Source organism: Sphingopyxis sp. CCNWLW2 (assembly GCF_037095755.1).
In the GTDB taxonomy this organism is placed as follows: domain Bacteria; phylum Pseudomonadota; class Alphaproteobacteria; order Sphingomonadales; family Sphingomonadaceae; genus Sphingopyxis.
Genome location: NZ_JBAWKJ010000001.1, coordinates 358,688 through 378,759, shown reverse-complemented (window position 1 = coordinate 378,759; position 20,072 = coordinate 358,688). Strand labels below are relative to the sequence as shown.

14 protein-coding genes are annotated in these 20,072 nt (G+C 67.4%); 6 read left to right on the top strand and 8 right to left on the bottom strand.

Annotated elements, in window-relative coordinates:
* Positions 1-21: 21 nt before the first annotated feature.
* Positions 22-2,400: a penicillin acylase family protein gene (locus tag V8J55_RS01600; protein ID WP_336444086.1), complete on the top strand. Its 2,379-nt coding sequence runs from the start codon at positions 22-24 to the stop codon at positions 2,398-2,400.
* Here V8J55_RS01600 and dacB read toward each other — a convergent pair.
* From dacB to V8J55_RS01565, 7 genes are all read right to left on the bottom strand, one after another.
* Positions 2,397-3,878, bottom strand: coding sequence for a D-alanyl-D-alanine carboxypeptidase/D-alanyl-D-alanine endopeptidase (gene dacB / locus V8J55_RS01595; RefSeq protein WP_336444085.1), 1,482 nt, complete (start codon positions 3,876-3,878; stop codon positions 2,397-2,399). The genes V8J55_RS01600 and dacB overlap by 4 nt on opposite strands.
* A gap of 1 nt (position 3,879) precedes the next feature.
* A complete protein-coding gene (locus tag V8J55_RS01590) occupies positions 3,880-4,902 on the bottom strand; it encodes a serine hydrolase domain-containing protein (RefSeq protein ID WP_336444084.1) in 1,023 nt (340 codons plus the stop codon).
* Positions 4,899-6,407: a permease gene (locus V8J55_RS01585; RefSeq protein WP_336444083.1), complete on the bottom strand. Its 1,509-nt coding sequence runs from the start codon at positions 6,405-6,407 to the stop codon at positions 4,899-4,901. The genes V8J55_RS01590 and V8J55_RS01585 overlap by 4 nt, the downstream gene beginning before the upstream one ends.
* Complete coding sequence (locus V8J55_RS01580) at positions 6,404-7,642, bottom strand: dicarboxylate/amino acid:cation symporter (RefSeq protein ID WP_336444082.1); 1,239 nt, start codon at positions 7,640-7,642, stop codon at positions 6,404-6,406. Before V8J55_RS01580 ends, V8J55_RS01585 begins: the two co-directional genes overlap by 4 nt.
* 21 nt (positions 7,643-7,663) lie before the next feature.
* Positions 7,664-8,656, bottom strand: a complete 993-nt coding sequence (dgcA, locus tag V8J55_RS01575) for an N-acetyl-D-Glu racemase DgcA (RefSeq protein ID WP_336444081.1) — start codon at positions 8,654-8,656, stop codon at positions 7,664-7,666.
* Between the two features lie 10 nt (positions 8,657-8,666).
* Entirely contained in the window at positions 8,667-9,689 is a 1,023-nt protein-coding gene (gene dgcN / locus V8J55_RS01570; RefSeq protein ID WP_336444080.1) for an N-acetyltransferase DgcN, read from the bottom strand.
* Between the two features lie 95 nt (positions 9,690-9,784).
* Positions 9,785-10,669: a LysR family transcriptional regulator gene (locus V8J55_RS01565; protein WP_336444079.1), complete on the bottom strand. Its 885-nt coding sequence runs from the start codon at positions 10,667-10,669 to the stop codon at positions 9,785-9,787.
* 214 nt (positions 10,670-10,883) lie between these two features.
* Here V8J55_RS01565 and V8J55_RS01560 point away from each other — a divergent pair, with 214 nt between their 5' ends.
* Positions 10,884-12,524: an N-acyl-D-amino-acid deacylase family protein gene (locus tag V8J55_RS01560; protein ID WP_336444078.1), complete on the top strand. Its 1,641-nt coding sequence runs from the start codon at positions 10,884-10,886 to the stop codon at positions 12,522-12,524.
* A 173-nt stretch (positions 12,525-12,697) separates the two neighbouring features.
* On the top strand, positions 12,698-13,939 hold the full coding sequence (locus V8J55_RS01555) for an ROK family transcriptional regulator (protein WP_336444077.1): 1,242 nt from the start codon (positions 12,698-12,700) through the stop codon (positions 13,937-13,939).
* 4 nt (positions 13,940-13,943) lie between these two features.
* Here the strand turns inward: V8J55_RS01555 and V8J55_RS01550 are convergent, their stop codons facing one another.
* Positions 13,944-15,329 carry a sugar porter family MFS transporter gene (locus V8J55_RS01550; protein ID WP_336444076.1) on the bottom strand — a complete coding sequence of 462 codons (1,386 nt, stop codon included), beginning with the start codon at positions 15,327-15,329 and terminating at the stop codon, positions 13,944-13,946.
* A 182-nt stretch (positions 15,330-15,511) separates the two neighbouring features.
* Here V8J55_RS01550 and V8J55_RS01545 point away from each other — a divergent pair, with 182 nt between their 5' ends.
* Genes V8J55_RS01545 through V8J55_RS01535 form a run of 3 tightly spaced genes read left to right on the top strand, consistent with a single transcriptional unit; the run spans position 15,512 to position 20,001 of the window.
* Positions 15,512-16,339 carry a class I mannose-6-phosphate isomerase gene (locus V8J55_RS01545; protein ID WP_336444075.1) on the top strand — a complete coding sequence of 276 codons (828 nt, stop codon included), beginning with the start codon at positions 15,512-15,514 and terminating at the stop codon, positions 16,337-16,339.
* On the top strand, positions 16,336-17,595 hold the full coding sequence (locus tag V8J55_RS01540; RefSeq protein WP_336444074.1) for a sugar MFS transporter: 1,260 nt from the start codon (positions 16,336-16,338) through the stop codon (positions 17,593-17,595). The genes V8J55_RS01545 and V8J55_RS01540 overlap by 4 nt, the downstream gene beginning before the upstream one ends.
* 39 nt (positions 17,596-17,634) lie before the next feature.
* Complete coding sequence (locus V8J55_RS01535; RefSeq protein WP_336444073.1) at positions 17,635-20,001, top strand: GH92 family glycosyl hydrolase; 2,367 nt, start codon at positions 17,635-17,637, stop codon at positions 19,999-20,001.
* Positions 20,002-20,072 lie beyond the last annotated feature (71 nt).

The window sequence follows — 20,072 nt, the reverse complement described above, 5'->3', positions numbered from 1 at the left end:
TATCTGATCGGGGAGGGCCTGTTGATCCAGCGCCGCGCGTTTTTGCTGACTTCGGTCGCGCTTGTCGCGATGCCGGGAAGTCTTTTCGCGAAACCCCGGGTCAAGGGCACCGCGCAAACGATCGGCCTGTCCGGCGCGCGCGCGCCGGTCGAGGTGATCGAAGACGAGCTGGGGGTGCCGCACGTCCGCGCCGCCTCGCTGCACGATGCCTTCTTCGGGCAGGGCTATCTCGTCGCGCGCGACCGGCTGTTCCAGATCGACATGGAGCATCGCCGCGACATGGGGCGGATGGCCGAAGCCTTCGGGCCGCGCTTCGTCGCCGCCGACAAGGCGGCGCGGCTCTTCCTCTATCGCGGCGACGTCGAAGCCGAACTCGCGGCGCTGCCGCCCGACGTGCTCGAATGCGCGCGCGGCTATGTTGCCGGGGTGAACGCCCGGATCGCGGAACTGGCGGCCGATCCGGCGCAGCTGCCGCTCGAATATGGCATCCTGGGGATCAGCCCGCTGCGCTGGGACATCCACGATCTGGTGCGCAATCGCGGCATCGGCATGGGCGACGCCGACGACGAGGTGCGCCGCGCGCAGCTTCAGGCGCGCGGGCTGCTCGACGCCGACCAGCTGATGGTGCCGCTGCGCCCCGCATGGGCCTTCACCGTGCCCGAAGGGCTCGACTGCGCGGCGGTGAGCGACGCCGACCTCGGCGTGCTCGATCCTGCGAACCGCCCGATGGATTTCGACCCGGTGCAGGAAGCATCGCTCGACCCTGAACAGCGTTGGACCGACCGCTTCGCGCTGGGCAGCAATGCTTGGACGATTTCGCCGTCGCGCAGCGCGACGGGGCGGCCGATCCTCGCCAACGATCCGCACCTCGGCATCGGCCGCGCCAGCCCGCGGCATATGTGCCATCTGTCGGCACCGGGGCTCGACGTCATCGGCGCCGGCGCGCCGGGGCTGCCCGGCATCATGCAGGGGCACACCGACCGCTTCGCCTTTGGCCGCACCAATTTCCACATCGACCAGACCGACCTGTTCGTTCTGCGCACCAAGGAAGGCGATCCCGGCCGATACTGGCACAAGGGCAAGTGGAAGGCGTTCGAAACCTTCGAGGACGAGATACTGGTCAAGGGTGCGCCGAGCGAACGCGTGACATTGCGCTATGCCGCGGGGCGCCCGATCGTGTCGGACGACGCCGCGCGCAATCGCGCGGTCGCGTTCGCCACGGTCAGCATGTTGCCCGGCGCCAACCAGCGGTTCGCGATCATCGCGATCAATCTGTCGAAGGATTGGGCGTCGCTGCGGAAGGCGTTCAAGCTGCACGTGTCGCCGACCAACCTCCATTATGCCGACATCGACGGCAACACCGGCTGGCAGACGATCGGCTTCACCCCGCGCCGCCCGAAGCACGACGGGCTGTTTCCCGCGCCGGGCGATGGCGCTTTCGACTGGACGGGCATCTTGCCGGTCGAGGATATGCCCCATGTCTATAACCCGCGCGAAGGCTGGTTCGCCTCGGCCAACCAGATGAACCTGCCCGCGGGTTATCCGTATCGCGAGCGGATCATCAGCTTCAGCTGGAGCGACCCCTTCCGCTACGATCGCGTCGCCGAGGTGCTGCGCGCCCAGCCGAAGCACCGGATCGAGGACAGCATCGCGCTCCAGCACGACGTCCAGTCGCTTCCCGCGCGCGCGCTGCTGAAGCTGCTTCCCGCCAACCCCACGCCGGCCGCCGCGCTCGCGGCCGCGTTGCTCCGGCGATGGGATTGCGGGATCGAGGCGGATAGCGCCGCCGCGCTGCTGTACGAAATGGTGATGCCCGCGCTGTCGACGGCCTTTTACGACCGGATCGTGCCTGCGGGCGCGCGCGACCTGATCGCGTCGGTCAATTTGTCAGAAATGCTGCGCCTCCTCGCGTCGCCCGACAAGCGGCTGGGCCCCGATCCCGCCGCCGCGCGCGACGCGCTGGTCGACGGCGCGCTGGCGGCAGGATGGACGAAGGCGGTCGAACTCGGCGGCCCCGATCCGGCGCGCTGGCGTTGGGGTGATCTGCACCGCGTGACGATCGCGCATCCGCTGGCATCGAACCCGGCGATCGCGGCTGCTTTTCCAAAGATCGAGGGTGGCCGGTCGGGCGGCGACGGGACGACACCGATGGCGCGCGGCTTCAACCCCAAGCGCGGTTTCAACGTGTCGCACGGCGCAAGCTATCTGTTCGTCGCCGACGTCGGCGCGTGGGACAACAGCCGCTTCCTGCTGCTGCCCGGCCAGTCCGCCGATCCGCGCTCGCCGCGCTATCGTGACTTTTATCCATACTGGCTGGCGGGGGCGATGCAGCCCTTGTGGTACAGCAAGGCGGCGGTCGACCGGCATTCCGCCTATCGACTGACATTGACGCCCGTCTAAAGCGCCTCGGCAATCGCCACGAGCGCGCGGTCGACCGCGGCGGTGGCCTGCGCATCGGTGTCCTCGGGCATGTCGTTGGCGAGCGCCGAGAAGATCAGCGTCCGGCCGCTGCGCGTCGTCAGATAACCCGACAGCGCGCGCGACGCGTTGAGCGATCCGGTCTTGGCGAACAGCTTGCCTTCGAGGATCGTGCCCTTGAAACGGCTCTGCAGCGTGCCATCGCGTCCCGCGATCGGCAGCGTGCCGCGCCACGCCATGCTCCACGGCTGGCGCGCGATCCAGCTGAGCAGGCCGACGGCGGCGCGCGGCGTGATGCGGTTATAGCTCGACATGCCCGACCCGTCGGCGAAGTGATAGGCGGTCGCAGGCAGTCCCGCCTGCGTCATCACCCGCTGCATCACCGCCTGACCGTCGGCGATCGAGCCGCTGCCCGCCTGTCGCGACACGCGCCGCAGCATCAGTTCGGTGTGGAGATTCTGGCTCTCCTTGTTGATCCGCACCATATTTTCGGCGAGCGACGGCGCGGGCAGTTCGGCGAGCATCGCGGGTTCGGCGGGCAGGGTGGCCGGCGTACCCTTGCGGTTCTCGGGATCGTCGGCGGGCGTCAGCGGCCGGTGGCGCACCTCGATATCGCCATCGACGCGTACTCCGCGTGCGCGCAGCAGTTCGCCGAGGCGCCACGCCGCATGGTGCGCCGGATCGTCGATGCCATAGCGCAGCGTCATCGGCGCGACCTCGGCGCCGACGGTGCCCGTCAGGCGCAGGACGCGGCTGTTCGGCATGCGCTCGGCGGTGATCGCCTCTTCCTTGCCCGCGACGGTCGTGACCCGATTTTCGATGATATAATAGCCGGACGCCTGCACGCCCGGCGCGGCGCCGACCGCTCCGGGCGCCAGCTTTACCACCAGCTCATTGTCGTCGAGCGTCAACGCGGAGGTGCCGGTGCCGTAACGCGACTGGATATTGTTCCAGCTCATCCCCGGACCCCAGCGCTCGTCGGGGAACCAGCTGTCGTCGCCGAAGATATTGCGGACATGGCGCGTCTTCGCCGCGACCGCATCGGCGAGCGTCTGCAGGCAATCGACCTTGCAGTCGTCGGCGCTCGACAGCAGCGCGTCGCCGCGGCCATGCAGCACGACATCGACCTTGCCATCGGCGCCCGTTTCGAGCCGCACGCCGGTGCCCTTCGCGGTCCGCTGGAGCAATGGCAGCTCGGTATAGGCGATCGCGGTCGTGAACATCTTGGTGTTCGAGGCGGGGATGAAGCGCTCGTCGGGCGCGATCGACACCAGCACTTCGCCATCGAGCGTCGTGACGAGCAGTCCGAAGCGCGACCCCGCGGGTCCCGCGGCCAGTTTCTGTTCGACCGTCGTCAGCAGCGGCACGGGGGCCGGGCTCGTCTGTGCGTGGGCCGCGGTCAGCGAAAGCGGCAGCGCGAGAGCGGAGGCGAGCGCGAAGCGTCCAATCGATGTCGTCATATTAATTTCGTTCGTCCCAGCTTGTAATGACCCGGTCGCCCACCGTGGGGCGCAGGGTGGTTATGCCGCTGTCGGCGTGGCGGGTCGGATGGACCCGGTTGGTGAGCAATGTCCACGCAAGGCCGCGCTCGAAATCGATCCACAGCCCCGTGCCGGTGAAACCCGTATGGCCGACCGTGTTGGCCGAACAGGCGTCGCCGCCATGCCATCCGGCAAAGGCGCGTTCCCAGCCGCAGGTGCGGTGCTGCTCGTTTGCAGTGCGCACTTCGGCCAGCATCGCGGGCGAGAGTATCGACCCGTCGAGCATTGCGCGCGCAAAACCGAGCACGCCGTCGACCGTGCCGAACAGCCCCGCGTGCCCCGGAGCGCCGCCGAGCGCGAAGGCGTTTTCGTCGTGCACCTCGCCCTTCATCACGCGCCCGCGCCAGCTGCAATTTTCGGTGGCGACCGCCGGGCCGGGCGGCGGGCCGAAGCCGAGCCCCGCGCCGAGCGGCCAATCCGACAGCGCCGCGCCGGTCAGACGCTCGATCGCGAGGCCGAGCAGGATGAAATTGATGTCCGAATAGACCGGCGGCCCGTGGCGCCATTCGCGCTGCAGGACAAAGGCGCGAAGCCGTGTCGGATCGCCGCCGTAGGTATAGAGGGGCTCGACCGCGGGCAGGAAAGTCCGGTGCATCAGGCAGTCGCGAAAGGTCAGCCGGCGTTCGGCAGCGCCCGCGACATCATATTGGCGGAGATCGGGGATCGCGTCGGTCAGCGGCCGGTCGAGGTCGAGCCGTCCCTGTTCGGCGAGCGTCAGGATGATCGTTGTCGTCGCGATCACCTTGCTGAGCGACGCGAGGTCGAACCAGTGATTGCGGGTCAGCGCTTCGCGTTCGGGGACGAGCGCGGCCATTCCGGCGAAGCGCACCGCGCTCTCCCCATCGACGCTGACCATGCCGAGCGCAGCCCCGGGGATGCGGCCGCTTTCGACGGCTTCGAGCGCGGGGACAAATGCCCGTTCGCAGATAGCCTCGATCGTCATGTCGGCACCCGGCCTTTCACGCGCACGATGACGGGCAGCAGGAAGATCGCGGCAAAGCTCAGCGCGCCCGAAAGCAGGAAGAAACCGTCATAGCCAATCTGCGTCTGCATCGAGCCCGACGCCCCGGCGAGCAGGCGCGGCAGCAGGAAGGCGAAGCCCGAAAGCAGCGCATATTGCGCGCCGGGATAGGTCGGGCTGACGAGCATCGAGAGATAGACGACGAAGACGGCGCCCGCGAACCCGTTGCCGAACTGGTCGACCGCGACCGAGGTGTAGAGGACGAACGCCGAGGGATCGCTGTGCCACAGCCAGACATAGATCCAGTTGCCCGCCGCGGCGGTCACCGCGCCGATCCCGAGTGTCCAGCCGAGCGACAGCCGTGTCGAGAGAAAGCCGCCGAGCGCGACGCCCGCCATGCTCGCCGACAGCGCGACGACGCCGTCGGCGACGCCGATCTGGTGCAGGCTGTAACCCTTGTCGTTCCATAGCGGGTGCGACAGCGTCAGCGTGAGCACGTCGCCCATGCGATAGAGCGAGACGAAGGCGAGCACCGCCAGCACGGGCGTGCCGTACCGCCAGAACAGCTCGACATAGGGTGCGGCGAAGGTCGACACCGAGCCGAGCGCATCAGCGGGCAGGCGGCGGATGCGGGGCAGCGCGAGTGCCAGCGCGACGAAGGGCAACAGCGCGATCGCCAGGACAACCGGCGTGACATTGGTCTTCGCCGAAATGCCTGCGCCCTGCGCTGCCGAGAGCAGCGCCCAGCCGAGCAGTGCGGTGACGAGCGTCGCAGCGAGTATGACGAACAGGCTGGCAAGCGTTCCCGCAACGAGCGCCTGAGCGCGGCCGCCGGTGCCTTCGTGTTCGGGCCGCATCGCCGCGAGGATCGGGAAGGGCAGGAAGGCGGCGAGGGCGATTACGAGATAGGCCCATGTCCAGTCGGCCCACGCCGCGACGAGGATCGCGCCGCTGCCCGCCGCGACCATCGCGCTGCGATAGCCCCAGAGGTTCGCGGCGACGATCGGCGCCTGTTCGGCCTGCGTCGGCGCGAGCTCGATGCGCCAGCCGTCGGCGGCGACTTCCAATGTCGTCGTCCAGAAGGCGAGCAGGACCGCGAACAGCGCGGTCAGCGGCAGGCTCTTGTCGCTCGAGGTAAAGGCCATCGCGACCATCGACAGGAATATCCCGAGCTGCGACAGCATGATCCACCCGCGCCGCCGCCCCCAGAAGCGCGCGAAGCCCGGCACGTCGTAGCGCTCGATCAGCGGGGCCCAGGCGAATTTGAACGTCGGCAGCAGGGCAATCCACGCGAAAAAGCCGATGATCACGATATCGACACCGTGCCGCGCGAGGCGCAGCGTCAGCACCGCGTTGAACATGTAAAAGGGCAGCCCCGCCGAAAAGCCGAGCAGCAGATAGAGGCCGAGTAAGCGCCGCGCCGACGGCTTGGCGGGCAGGTCGCCCGCCAGCACGCCGGCAACGGCTTCGGCGGCCGCCGCGGTCACGCCTTGTCCTCCGGTTCGACGGCGTTTTCCCAGCGCGCGACGACGCTGGTAACCGTCAGGTTCGCGCTCGCGCTTGCGACGGTACGCGTCATGTCGAGGAGCCGGTCAAAGGGCAGGACGAAGCCCACGACAAGCGCGGTCTGCTCAGCTGACACCCCGACCGCCGAGAGGACGGCGGCGAGCATGAACAGCGACGCCGACGGGATCGGCGCGGTGCCGAACGCAGCGAGCGCGCCGGTGAGCAGGACGATCGCCAGCATCGCTAGGTCGGGTTCGACGCCGACCGCCTGCAGCGCGAAAATGCTGAGCAGCCCGACATACATCGCGGTGCCGTCCTTGCCGATGCTCGCGCCGATCGGCAGCACGGTCTTGGCGACGCCGGGGGCGATCCGCAGATCCTCAAGCGCGATGCGGAGCGCGACGGGCAGGGTGGCGGCCGAGGAGGCGGTCGAAAAGGCGACCGCCAGCGCATCGACGATGGTGCGATAGAAGCGGAGCACCGGCCGCCGCGCGACAAGGGCGATCAGCGGCAGGTGGACGAGCAATATCTGCAGGATCACGCCCGCCGCGACCCCGACCGCGAGCCAGCCGATGTTGGCGAACACCGCGACGCCATTGTCGGCGACCGCTTTGGCGATCAGCGCGAGTACGCCGAAGGGGGTGATTTCCATGACGATCCGCACCAGCTGGAACAGCACTTGCCCCGCCGATTGCAGCAGGTCGGCCATCGGGCGCCCCTGTTCGCCCGCGAGAATGACGCCGAAGCCGAAGAGGATCGAGAAGAAGATGATCGCGAGCATGTCGCCCTCGACCAGCGCCTGCACGATATTGACGGGCACGATGCCGATCAGCTGGTCGTGCAGCGATTTGGGCTCGCCGAGCGCGTGGGGGACGGCGTTCCCCAGTGCGGCGCCCTGTCCGGGTTCGAGCAGCAGGCCGACGATCATGCCGATCGACACCGCGCAGAAAGTGGTCGCCGCGAACAGGCCGACCGTCCGCGCGCCGACCGATCCCAGCTTGCGCGGGTCGGCGAGCGCGGTGACGCCCGACGCGATGCTGATGAAGACGATCGGGACGACGAGCATCCGGATCACACGGACGAACAATTCGCCGATGAAGGCGATCGCGCCGGTCGCCGCAGGCCACAGGAGCCCCAGCAGCACGCCGACGACCATCGCGCCCAATACGCGTTGCCACAGCGGCACTGCGAACCAGCCGCGAAGAAACCCCGTCATCCGTCCCCCTGTTTTATCGTATCAAATACCGCCCCAGAAACCGGGCCGTGGCGGCGCCATGATGCCGTTCGCCGCGCTGACCCCGCCCGCGCGATCCTCTGCAAGCCAGAGCGGTCCGTCAAGGTCGACGAAGCTGCTCGTCGCCGCGATGGCCCAGGCGGGCGCGATCGAGAGCGACGAACTGATCATGCAGCCGGTCATCACATCGAGCCCGCGCGCCCGCGCCGCTTGCGCGAGATCGAGCGCGGCGGTGAGCCCGCCGGTCTTGTCGAGCTTGATGTTCACGACGCCATAGCCGTCGGGCAGCGCCTCGAGATCGGCGGCGACATGCACCGCCTCGTCGGCGGCGATCGGGATCTCCGAGCGGAAACCGATGAGGTCGCGATCGGCATCGGCGGGCAGCGGCTGTTCGAGCAGGTCGATGCGCAGATCGGTCATCAGGCCCTGCAGGTCGCGCACCTCGGCGATGGTCCAGCTTTCGTTGGGGTCGACGATCATTTTCGGCTTGGGCGCCGCGGCGCGGACCGCCCCCAGCTGCGCGGCCGGATCGCTGCGGTCGACCTTCACCTTGACCAGCGGCGCGTCGGCGAGCGTCGCGGCGGCGAGCGCCATGCGCTCGGGCGTGTCGAGGCTGACCGTCATCGCGGTGACGATCGGGCGCAGCGGCCGTTCGAGGTCCAGCGCCGCCGCGAAATCGCTGCCCGCGAGCCGCAGTTCCAGATCCCACAGCGCGCAGTCGACCGCGTTGCGTGCGGCGCCCGCGGGCATCAGCTGCAGCAACTCCTGCCGCCCCGCGCCGCGCTCGATCGCATCGCGCGCGGTTTCGATCGCGGCGATCGTGCTTTCGACATTCTCGCCATAGCGGGGGTAGGGGACGCATTCGCCGCGGCCGGAGACTCCGTCCTGCGCGATGGCGACGGTCACGACCTCGGCGGCGGTCTTGACCCCGCGCGAGATGCGAAACGGCGTGTGCAGCGGCAGGATTTCGCCAGTGACGGTCAGAGCGCGGGGCATCGCCGGGCGATCAGGCGGTTTCGGCCGTGGCGGGCATATCGAGCAGCCGATCGAGGATCGACTCGACCCCGAAACGATAGGGGTCGCTGGTCGGCAGCCCGAACTCGGCCTCGGTCGCAGCGCACAAGGCACGCGCGTCGTCCTCGGCCATCGCCGAGGTGTTGAGCGCGATGCCCACCACTTTCACGTCGGCATTGGTCAGGCGCGCCACGCGCAGATTGGCCTCCAGCGTTTCGGCAATGCCGGGCAGCGGATAGTGCGGCAGGCCGCGCATATGCGGGCGCACCGGGTCGTGGCAGAGGACGAGCGCGTCGGGCTGCGCGCCGTGCAGCAAGCCCGTCGACACGCCCGCGAAGGAGGGGTGATAGAGCGAGCCTTGGCCTTCGATCAGGTCCCAGCCGTCGTCGTCGCGCGCGGGTGAAATCTGTTCGATCGCACCCGAGATGAAGTCGGCGACCACGGCGTCGAGCGGCACCCCGTCGCCCGCGATCAATATGCCGGTCTGTCCGGTCGCGCGGAAATCGGCGGCCACGCCGCGCTTTTCGAGCGCGCTGGCGAGGCACAGCGTCGTGTACATCTTGCCGACCGAACAATCGGTGCCGACGGTCAGCAGCCGTTTGCCCGCGCGCGGCTTGCCATTGCCGATCGGAATGTCGGGGCGCGGGTCGCGCACGTCGTGGAGCTTGCGGCCGAGCCGCGCCGCGGCTGCAATCAGGCGCGGTTCGGCGTTCAGCCGGTGGTGCAGCCCCGACGCTATGTCGAGCCCGGCCTCCATCGCGGCGAGCGCATCGACGATCAGAGCCTCGCCCAGCTTGCCGCCCGCATTGGCGATGCCGAGCACCAGCGTCCGCGCGCCGGCTGCGTGCGCGGCGGCGAAATCCATGCGCGGCAGGTTCAGCGTCAGCGGGCAATCGTCGTGGCGATATTCGCCGACACAGATGTCGGGCCGGAACACCGCGAGCCCGCGCGAGGTCTTGATGTCGGCGGGGTCGCTGGCGTGGCCGAGGTAGAGAAGATAGGGCGTTTCGATCATGGATCCGGGAAACCTGCGTGATGATGAGAGGCCGATATTATCCCTTGCTGCCGTAACGCCCCAATATCTAGCGCCCCATATCCTATAGCTTGACGCTATAGCCCCTCGATCACCGTCGCGAGCACCGCGAGGAACGCCGAGGCGGTTCGAGATGGCGGGCGGTTCTGCAGATAGACCGCGTTGATGTCGAAGGTGATCGCGGGCTGCAGCGGCCGGCTCGACAGCCCGGGGGGCAGCGCGGCATGCGCGGTGAAATTGTCGACGATCGCCATACCGACCCCCGCGCCGACCAGCGCCGCCGCGACATAATAGGTGCGCGCCGACACCACTTCGTCCAGCTCGACCTCGAGCCGGCTGAGCTCGCTCGACAGCATCCGTCCGATCGGGCCGCCTTGCACCGGGCTGATGAACTTGTGCCCGCGAAGCTCGTCGAGGTGCAGGCGCGGCGGGGCGCTGGGCATGTCGCCTTCGCGATAGATGACGACCAGCTCGCCCTCGCCGATCACCTGATGCGCGACGGGCGCCGACAACGGCACCTCGAAACTGATCGCGATGTCGGTTTCATGTTCGTAGAGCTTGCGTACCATTTCGTCGTGATGGAGCGTCTGGAGGTCGAACATGATGTCCGCATGATCACCCATGAAGCGGGCGACGGCTTCGGGGATCGCGCCGAGGCCGAGCGACGGAAGCGCCGAAATGCGGAGCAGCCCGCCGCGCCCGTGACGCAAATTCTGGCACGCCTGGCGCAGCGAGCGCACCCGGTCCTGAATGTCGGAGACTTCGGCGAACAGCGTGTGCGCGTCCTGCGTCGGGATCAGTCGCCCCTTCGACCGTTCGAACAGGGTCAGGCCGATCGACCGTTCGGCATGGCGCAGCACCTTGGTCACCGACGGCTGCGACACGTTGAGCGACCGCGCCGCGGCGCTGACCGTGCCGTGCAGGAAGACCGCGTGGAATATCTCGATCTGGCGCAGGTTCATCCCGTTACGATCCCAAGTTTGCGACACCGGGGCATACGATTCCCCTTGTTTTGGCCGGATATTGTTGTGGCTTTGATCTCTATGCCATCGGGTTATAGGGGGTGCAACAACGCTGTCTGGACGCGGGACGCCGGTTCGGGACATCTTCATTGCCGAACAAGCCGAGCTGCGGCGGGCATTCGATGCCGCTCGCCATCATCCCCATGGAAGGATCATGCCGATGTCGCCACCTGCCTCGCTTTCGGTTCGCCGGACGATCGGTTCGCTTTCGATGGCCGCGGCGCTGCTCTGCGTCGCCGGCGCGGCGGCGAAGCCGGACGCGACGGTCGATGTGATCATCCGCGGGGGGACGATTTATGACGGCGGCGAGGGCAAGCCCTTTGTCGGCGATGTCGCGATCCGCGGCGACCAGATCGTCTATGTCGGCAAGTCCGGCCGCCATAAGGCGGGCAAGGTCATCGACGCGAAGGGCATGATCGTTGCGCCGGGCTTCATCGATCCGCACACGCATGCCGACAGCTTCATCCGCTCACCCGACAAGGCGGTGCGCGTCAACGCGGCGTGGCTCAATCAGGGCGCGACCACCGTGATGATCGGGGTCGACGGGTCGGGCACACCCGATGTCGCGGAGGATAGCGGCAAGCTGGCGGCGTCGGGAATCGGCACCAATATCGTCCCGTTCGTCGGGTTCGGACCGGTCCGCCAGCGCGTGCTCGGCCAGGATGCGCGCGCGCCGAGCCCCGCCGAACTCGACCGGATGAAGGCGCTGGTGGCGAAGGGCATGTGCGAAGGCGCTGTCGGCCTATCGAGCGGCCTCTTCTATGCGCCGCAAAGCTTTTCCACCACGAGCGAAGTCGTGGCGGTGGCGCGCGAGGCGGCGATCCGCGGCGGCGTCTACGACACCCACCAGCGCGACGAATCGAGTTACAGCATCGGCCTGCTCGGGTCGGTGCAGGAAGCGATCGAGATCGGACGACAGGCGGGAATGCCCGTCCATTTCGCGCATCTGAAAGCGCTTGGCGTCGATGTCCACGGACAGGCTGGCGCGGTGATCGCCGCGATCGACGCGGCGCGCAAGTCGGGGGTCGATGTGACCGCCGACCAATATCCCTGGCTGGCGTCGGGATCGAGCCTCGACGCGTCGCTGCTGCCGCGCTGGGCGGTCGACGGCGGCGGGCCGGCACTGCTGAAGCGGCTCGACGATCCCGCGACGCTCGAACGGATTCGCGGCGAGATGCAGGAGAATCTTCGGCGGCGCGGCGGGGCCAGCGCGCTGCTGCTCATCGCGCAGGGTTTTCCCTGGACCGGACAGACGCTGAAGCAGGTTGCTGACGCGTGGAAGATGGACAGCCGCGACGCGGCGCTGCGCATCATCCGGCAGAGCATCGAGGCGGGCGAGCAAGGACAGAAAAGCGGGGGCACCGCGGTCGCGTCGTTCAACATGGCGCAGGCCGACGTCGACCTGCTGATGAAACAGCCGTGGATGGTGACATCGTCCGACGGCTCGGACGGCCATCCGCGCATGTTCGCGACCTTCCCCGAAAAATATGCGCGCTATGTCCGCGAGCGGAAGGTCATCGATCTCGCGGCTTTCATCCGCCAGTCGACGGGGCGCACCGCCGACATCTACAAACTCGACCGGCGCGGCTATCTGCGCCCCGGCTATTTCGCCGATATACTCGTCTTCGACCCCGACCAATATGCTCCGCGCGCCGATTATGTGCGCCCGCGCGAACTGAGCGTCGGCGTCAGCAAATTGTTCGTCAACGGCGCGCTGGCGGTCGACGACGGGCGGGCGACCGGCGTCGCCGCAGGCCGCGCGCTGCTGCGGCCCCGCCCGGCCGGATGCCCATAACCGCCAACCACGCTTCAACCTGATCGCTGCACAGCCTTAGCGCCCGTCATTGACAGGAGCGCGCCGCTCCGCTTTATCTAAATTCGAATTATTAAAGCGCCTATGCTTTATGTATCGAGTCTGTTTGGCGGGGGGCGCCGGGCATTCGGATCAGTTTGAAGGACAATCCAGCGATGACCCTTAATCTTCCGGGTCTTGACCGGCGGCAACCGACGAAAAACGGCCCCGAGGCGCGCGACGCGCGGCTGACGCTCAGCCTCTCGGGCACCAACCTGGAGCGGGCGGGCGACTATAACCAGCGGATCGTGCTGCAGGCCATTCGCCTCACCGACGAAACGACGCGCAGCGACCTCGCGCGCGTCACCGGGCTGACGCCGCCGACGATCGTCAACATCACCAAGCGGCTGATCGATCTGGGTCTCGTCAAGCCGGCGGGGCGGTTGCAGGGCAAGCGCGGCCAGCCGGCGATGCGGATCGTCATCGATCCCGACGGCGCCTTTTCGATCGGGCTCAATATCGACCGCGATCATATCACGCTGGTGACGCTCGACCTCGCGGGCAATATCCGCAGCCGCCACACGCGCGAGATCGCCTTCGCGCTGCCCGGCACCGTCGTCGATCATGTCCGCGATATCCTGCCCGGGCTGCTCGAAGAGGGCGGCGTCGACCGGGGACGCATCCTTGGCGTCGGGGTCGCGCTGCCCGACGATCTCGGGCGGATTTCGCTGCCGCACCGGCCGGCCGAATATGATGCGTGGGACGATATCGACCTAGGCGCATTGCTCGGCGACGTGCTGCCCTGGCCGCTCCATGCCGACAATGATGCCGCATCGGCGGCGCTGGGCGAGGTCCATCTGGGCAACGGCATCGCGCTTCCCAGCTTCTTCTACCTGCTGATCAGCGCGGGTCTCGGCGGCGGGCTGGTGATCGACCGCAGCTATGTTCGCGGCGCCGATTCGCGGTCGGGCGAGATTTGGGCGCTGCCCGATCCCGCGCGCGGCGAGGGCGCGAATGTGCAGGACACGGTGTCGCTGTCGGCGCTTTACGCGCGGCTGGAAGCGGCAGGGCATGTCGTCGACGGGCCCGAGGCGCTGATCGACGGTCCGGCAGCGCAGGAGGCGGTGATCGTCCAATGGCTCGACGATGCCGCCGAGGTGCTGGTTCAGCCGCTGATCGCGGTCAATTGCCTGATCAATCCGGCGGCGATCCTCATCGGCGGGCGGCTTCCGGGCAAATTGGTCGACGCGCTGGTCGAGCGGCTCAATGCCCGGATGGCGGGGCGCAAGCTTCCCGTGGTGGCGCCGGTGCTACGCGCCGAGGCCGCCGACGATGCGTCGGCGATCGGCGCCGCGATCATCCCGTTCCTCGATAATGTCCTGCCGTCCGAATCGATCCTGATGCAGGCGGGGCGCTGACGCCTTACTCGATCCGCTGTGCCATCTCGTCGAGGTCGACGCCCCGCGTTTCGGGGAAGATCGCCGCGACGGTGATGAACTGGACGACCATCGCGGCGGCGAAGATCGCGAACGGCGCGCCGGGCGACCACGCCACCAATATCGGGAAGATTCCGGCGATCAGCGCATTCATCAGCCAATGCGTGCTCGCGCCGAGCGCGCTGCCGCGCGCGCGGACCGGCGTCGGGAATATCTCCGAAATATAAACCCAGATGACCGCGCCCTGGCTCGTCGCGAAAAAGGCGATGAAGCCGATGAGCGCGGGCAGCATCAGACCGTTGTCGAGCGCGCCGTAAAGGACCCCCGCGGCGGCGGCGAGGCATAAGGTCATGCCCGCCGCGCCCGCGAGCAGCAGCGTCTTGCGTCCGATCCGGTCGATCAGCGCCATGCCGACGAGCGTGAACACCAGATTGGCGATGCCGATCAGCACCGCCTGACGGTCGGGCGACAGCGACCCCGCGCGCGCGAAGATGTCGTTCAGATAATAGAGTACCGCGTTGATGCCCGCGAGCTGGTTGAACATCGCGACGAGGATCACGAGCATCATCGGCCGGCGATGGCGGCGCCACGACAGCTTCTCCCCCGGCGGGTCGCGATCGAGCGCCTGCTCGACGCGGCTTAGTTCGGCTTCGGCGGCATCGGGAGGCGTGCCGATCCGCGCCAGCGCGATGCCCGCTTCGCCCCGGCGTCCCTTGGCGACGAGCCAGCGCGGGCTGTTGGGGATCGTGAACAGCAGGACGAAGAAGAGCAGGGCGGGGGCGGCGGTGACGCCCAGCTTCCACCGCCACGCGATATCTCCGCCGACCAGCCCCGCGATCGTCGCGTTGCTGAGATAGGCGACGAGAATGCCGGTCACGATCATCAGCTGGAACAGGCCGACGAGGAATCCGCGGTGCCGCGGCGGCGCGATCTCGGCGATATAGACGGGTGCGAGCACCGACGAGCCGCCGATCGCGAGCCCGCACAGGAAACGGAAGACGAGGAAGGCCGGCCAGCTCGATGCCAGCGCGCAGCCGATTCCCGCGATGAAATAAAAGGCGGCGAGGATCCGCAGGCTGTCGCGGCTGCCGAATGCATCGCCGGGCTTGCCCGCGAAGAGCGCGCCGACGAGCGTTCCCCATAACGCCGCCGACACGGTGATGCCGAGCGTTTCGGGAGTGAGCGCGAACAGATCGGTCAGGTCGCCGGTCACGCCCGCGATCACCGCCGTATCGAACCCGAAGAGGAGGCCCGCCAAGGCTGCCGTCCCGATCGCGGCGGCCAAAGTACCGCGACCTCCCGTGCCGCGCTCTCCCGAACGCTGCGGTGCGCCGGACACGGGAAATGCTTCGCTGTCGTGCTTGCCTGTCATCCACTCTCTCCGACGGATCGGGCATCGACGCCCGTCCTGATTGCCACCGACATGCCACAAAGGCGATCTCGATCAAATAAATTAATTTTCATTATTATCTTGACGAGGAGCGTCCGGCCGGGGCAGTTTTCTAAAAATCAGGCCCGCACCGGAACGGCGGTCGGGCAACAGGGAGAGGGTTCGTGCCGGCGACATTGCTTGCGACGCATCGCGTGGAAAAGCCCTGGGGGCGCCATCAGCTATGGGGTCCGTTCGCTGATTCGCCCGCAGGCGGCGAACCGGTCGGAGAAATCTGGTTTCAGGCACCCGGCGACAGCACGCCTGATCTTCTCGTCAAATATCTCTTCACCAGCGAAAAATTGTCGGTGCAGGTTCACCCCGACGATGCGCAGGCGCATGCGCGCGGATTGCCGCGCGGCAAGGACGAATGCTGGCTGATCCTCGATGCCGAGCCCGATTCGACGATTGCGATGGGAACGAAAGCGCCGGTCGACAAGGCAGTGCTGCGCGAGGCCGCGCTCGACGGCAGCATCGAGCAATTGCTCGACTGGAAGCCCGTGAAGGCGGGCGATTTCTTCTACGTCCCCTCGGGCACGGTGCACGCGATCGGCGCCGGGCTGACGCTGATCGAGGTGCAGCAGAACAGCGAGACGACGTACCGCCTCTATGATTATGGCCGCCCGCGCGAGCTGCATCTCGACGACGGCATCGCGGTGTCCGACCCGCGGCCCTATGCGCCCTATCCGTCCCCCGGCCGCATCGCCGACGATCGCGCGATCCTCGTCGACGGGCCGAAGTTCGTACTCGAACGACTGGCGAGCGGCGCGCGCACGATCGCGCTGCCCGACGGCGTTACCGCTTGGCTGATCCCGGTGGCGGGCAAGGGCGTGGTCGATGGCGTCGGGTTCGACGCGGGCGAATGCCTCGCGCTCACCGGCGCGGTACAACTCGATGCCGATGCCGGGGCCGATTTGTTGCTCGCCCACCCGGGCGAGGGGAGCTTCGCATGACCGCCGGCCGATCGGGCACCGCCTGGACCTTCGCTTACGTCACCATGCTCTTCTTCGTCTGGGGTGCGGTGACCGCGGTCAACGACATTTTGATCCCGGCGGTGAAGGCGATCTTCGCGCTCAGCGATACCGAAAGCTTCCTCACGCAGTTTGCCTTCTTCATGGCTTATGGCGTCGTTTCCTTGCCCGCCGCGGCGATCATGGGGCGGCTCGGCGCCGCCAATTCGATCATCGTAGCGCTCGCGACGATGATCGCCGGCTGCCTGATCATGCCGCTCGCGACCGTCGTACGCGAATATTCGATCGTGCTCGTCGGCCTGTTCGTGATCGCGTCGGGGATCACGCTGTTGCAGGTTGCGGCGAACCCGCTGTCGGCATCGCTCGGGCGCCCCGAACGCTCGCATTTCCGGCTGGTCTTGAGCCAGGCGTTCAATTCGTTCGGCACCGTTATCGCGCCCTATCTCGCGGCGCGGACGCTGCTGCAGGGCGGGTTGTTCGAAGACGGGCCGGTGACCGAGGCGAAGATCGCCTATTCGCTCGGCCGGATCGACGTCGCTTATGTCTTCATCGCGGCGGTGATCGCGGTGCTCGCGATGTTCCTTTACCGCGTCCGGCACGAGATCACCGCGGCCGCGTCGCCGGTCGAGACGGGCGCGCGCGTATCGAGCGCCTTCGCCTCGCCCTGGGCGCTCGCCGGCGCGCTCGCGATCTTCCTCTATGTCGGCGCCGAGGTGGCGATCGGCAGCGCGATGGTCAATTTCCTCGAGCAGCCCGATGTGTTCGCGATCAGCGCGGTGCAGGCGGGCAGCCTCGTCAGCCTTTATTGGCTCGGCGCGATGATCGGACGCTTTATCGGCTCGGGCCTCCTCTACAAGCTACCCGCGGGACCGCTCCTCGCGGTCGCCGCCGTCGCCGCGGCGCTGCTCTGCCTGACGATCAGCCAGGTCAGTGGGCCGGCGGCGGGCGTGCTCGCGATCTCGGTCGGGCTGTTCAACTCGATCATGTTCCCCGTGATCTTCTCGCTGACGATCGAGCGGTCGACCGCGCCCGCGTCGGCGACCTCGGGGCTGCTCTGCATGGCGATCGTCGGCGGCGCGCTCGTGCCGCTCGTCTTCGCGCAGGTCGCCGATGCCAGCGGCAGCCGCTTCCTCGCCTTTCTGGTGCCGATGGCCTGCTACCTCGTCATCGCGCTGTTCGGCTGGCGCGCGGCGCGCGCGCCGGCGCGGACGACCGGCTTCGCAAATTCGCTGCACTGACCACGCAAACAACAAAAATACTCAGGGAAGAGGGTCGCGATGGATATCGACAGGAATTTGAACCGCGGGTGGAAGTTCGGCGCCATGCTGGCGTCGTCGGCGGCGATCTTGCCGCTCATGCTGGCTTTATCGCCCGTGGCCGCGCAGCCGAAAGCCGGCCAGTCGCCGGTCGAGCTCGCCAACCCGCTCGTCGGCACCGCGCCGCTCGACGATCCCGCGGTGATCGGCAATGCGCCGCCGCCGGGCGAGCCCGTCTATTCGGGGCAGACCTCGCCGGGCGCGCGCCTGCCCCACGGTTCGGTCGAGGCCGCGCCGGTGAACAATAATATCGAGCTCCTCTATCCGAACGGCGTCCCCGTTCCCTATTATTACACCAACCCGACGATGATCGGCTTCACTGGCGGCGGCGGCTCGACCTATGGCGGCGGCGCCGAGCCGTTCATCATGCCGGTGGTGGGCGACTGGTCGCCGCCGCCCGCGTACAGCCAGTCTTATTATGACAAGTCGCGCGAGAAGGCGTCGCCGGGCTATTATTCGGTCTATCTCGACAGCTTCCGCACCCAGGCCGAACTCACCGCGACGCGCTGGGCGAGCGTGATGCGCTTCACCTTCCCCGAGAGCCAGCGGTCGAACATCATCGTCAACCTGCCGCGCCACGGCGGGACGGTCGAGGTGGTCGGCGACCGCATCATCCGCGGCATGTCGAACGACAAGGACAGCGCCGACGGCGGCTATTTCGTTGCCGAATTTTCGAAGCCCTTCGCCGCGCTCGGCACCTTCCGCAAGGCGCCCGGCGACAATGCGGGCTGGGGCATCGGCACCAGCGACGTCAAACCCGGCGGGCGCGAGATGACGGGCAGCTATGCCGGCGGCTATGTGACCTTCAAGACGAAGGCCGGCGAGCAGGTGCTGGTGAAGATGGCGCACGGCACCAGCTATGAGCAGGCAGCGCAGCGGCTCGCCGCCGAAGTGCCCGGCTGGGATTTCGACGGCGTTCACAAGGCGGCGCGCGATACATGGGCGCAGCTTCTGAACCGCGTTCGCGTGACGGGCGGCACCGACAAGCAGCGGAAGCTCTTCTATTCGACCCTCTTCCAGTCCTTCGCCTCGCCGCGCCTGATCGCGCAGAAGGGCGAGAAATTCGCCGACACCAATGGCAAGGTTCAGACCGCGACGCACGACCGTTACGGCCCGGTTCCCTTCTGGGACACGGGGCGCAACCAGATCGTGCTGCTCGAACTGATGGAGCCCGAGGCGGTCCAGAACATCATGGCCTCCGAACTCGCGATGGCGCGCGAGAAGGGCTATATGAACACCTCGTTCCACGGCGACAATGCGGTGTTCCTGTTCCTTGGCGCGTGGGAGCGCGGCATCGAATTCGATTATGAAGCCGCCTACGAATATCTCCGCAAGAATGCGACCGATCCGAAGGGGCCGCGCGGCTATCTCGCCGAATATATGAAGCAGGGCTGGATTTCGGACATCGTGCCCGATCATAATCCCAGCCCGCCCTATGCCGGCGGCAAGGCGGGGGCGGACAAGACGCTCGAATATGCGTGGGACGATTATGCGCTCGCGCTCTACGCGAAGAAGCTCGGCAAGGATGCCGACCACAAGATGTTCCTGAAACGCGCGGGCAACTACGCCAATGTCTTCGATAAATCGATCGGCTTCATGCGCGGGCGCACCGCCGACGGCAAATGGATCGCGCCCTTCGATCCCGCCGAGCCCTATTATAATTTCATGATGAAGGAGGCGTCGGGCTGGTCGACCTTGTGGCTCGTCCCGCACGACGTGCAGGGGCTGATCGGCCTCCTCGGCGGGCGCGATGCGTTCAATGCCAAGCTCGACGAGTTTTTCACCAAGCCGTATAATCCGACGGGCATCTGCCGCGACTGCACCGGCGTGATCGGGCAATATGTGCACGGCAACCAGCCCGACCAGCAGGCGCCCTATTATTACAACTGGAGCGGCCAGCCGTGGAAGACGCAGGCGCTCGTCCGCCAGATCCTCGACAAGACCTATGCCAGCGATGCCGCGGGTTACGGCTATCCCGGGATGGACGATCAGGGCGCGACCTCGTCCTGGTACGCGCTCTCGGCGCTCGGCTTTTACCCCGTCGATCCGTCGAGCCAGGATTATATCATCGGCAGCCCGCTATTCGACGATGCCAGCCTCGACATGGGCAATGGCAAGACGCTGCGGATCGTCGCGAAGAATAATTCGGCGACCAATGTTTACGTCCAGTCGGCGACGCTCAACGGCAAGCCGTGGAACAAGCCGTGGTTCCGCCACGACGACGTCAAGGACGGCGCGACCTTCGTCTTCACGATGGGCGCCAAGCCGAACAAGGCGTGGGGCGCGTCGCCCGATGCCGCACCCCCGTCGATGTCGCGAAAACGCTGACCCAGCCCCTCGCCCCCGCCACTCCTGCGGGGGCGCGAGCCCAGGACCCCGCCATCCCCCTCTGGTCCTGG

What these genes read in the sequence shown, in the direction of transcription:
- V8J55_RS01535 (WP_336444073.1), top strand. Translation starts at nt 17,635, where the DNA reads ATGGATATCGACAGGAATTTGAACCGCGGGTGGAAGTTCGGCGCCATG.
- V8J55_RS01540 (WP_336444074.1), top strand. Translation starts at nt 16,336, where the DNA reads ATGACCGCCGGCCGATCGGGCACCGCCTGGACCTTCGCTTACGTCACC.
- V8J55_RS01590 (WP_336444084.1), bottom strand. Translation starts at nt 4,902, where the DNA reads ATGACGATCGAGGCTATCTGCGAACGGGCATTTGTCCCCGCGCTCGAA.
- V8J55_RS01580 (WP_336444082.1), bottom strand. Translation starts at nt 7,642, where the DNA reads ATGACGGGGTTTCTTCGCGGCTGGTTCGCAGTGCCGCTGTGGCAACGC.
- dacB (WP_336444085.1), bottom strand. Translation starts at nt 3,878, where the DNA reads ATGACGACATCGATTGGACGCTTCGCGCTCGCCTCCGCTCTCGCGCTG.
- V8J55_RS01565 (WP_336444079.1), bottom strand. Translation starts at nt 10,669, where the DNA reads ATGAACCTGCGCCAGATCGAGATATTCCACGCGGTCTTCCTGCACGGC.
- dgcN (WP_336444080.1), bottom strand. Translation starts at nt 9,689, where the DNA reads ATGATCGAAACGCCCTATCTTCTCTACCTCGGCCACGCCAGCGACCCC.
- dgcA (WP_336444081.1), bottom strand. Translation starts at nt 8,656, where the DNA reads ATGCCCCGCGCTCTGACCGTCACTGGCGAAATCCTGCCGCTGCACACG.
- V8J55_RS01560 (WP_336444078.1), top strand. Translation starts at nt 10,884, where the DNA reads ATGCCGATGTCGCCACCTGCCTCGCTTTCGGTTCGCCGGACGATCGGT.
- V8J55_RS01555 (WP_336444077.1), top strand. Translation starts at nt 12,698, where the DNA reads ATGACCCTTAATCTTCCGGGTCTTGACCGGCGGCAACCGACGAAAAAC.
- V8J55_RS01550 (WP_336444076.1), bottom strand. Translation starts at nt 15,329, where the DNA reads ATGACAGGCAAGCACGACAGCGAAGCATTTCCCGTGTCCGGCGCACCG.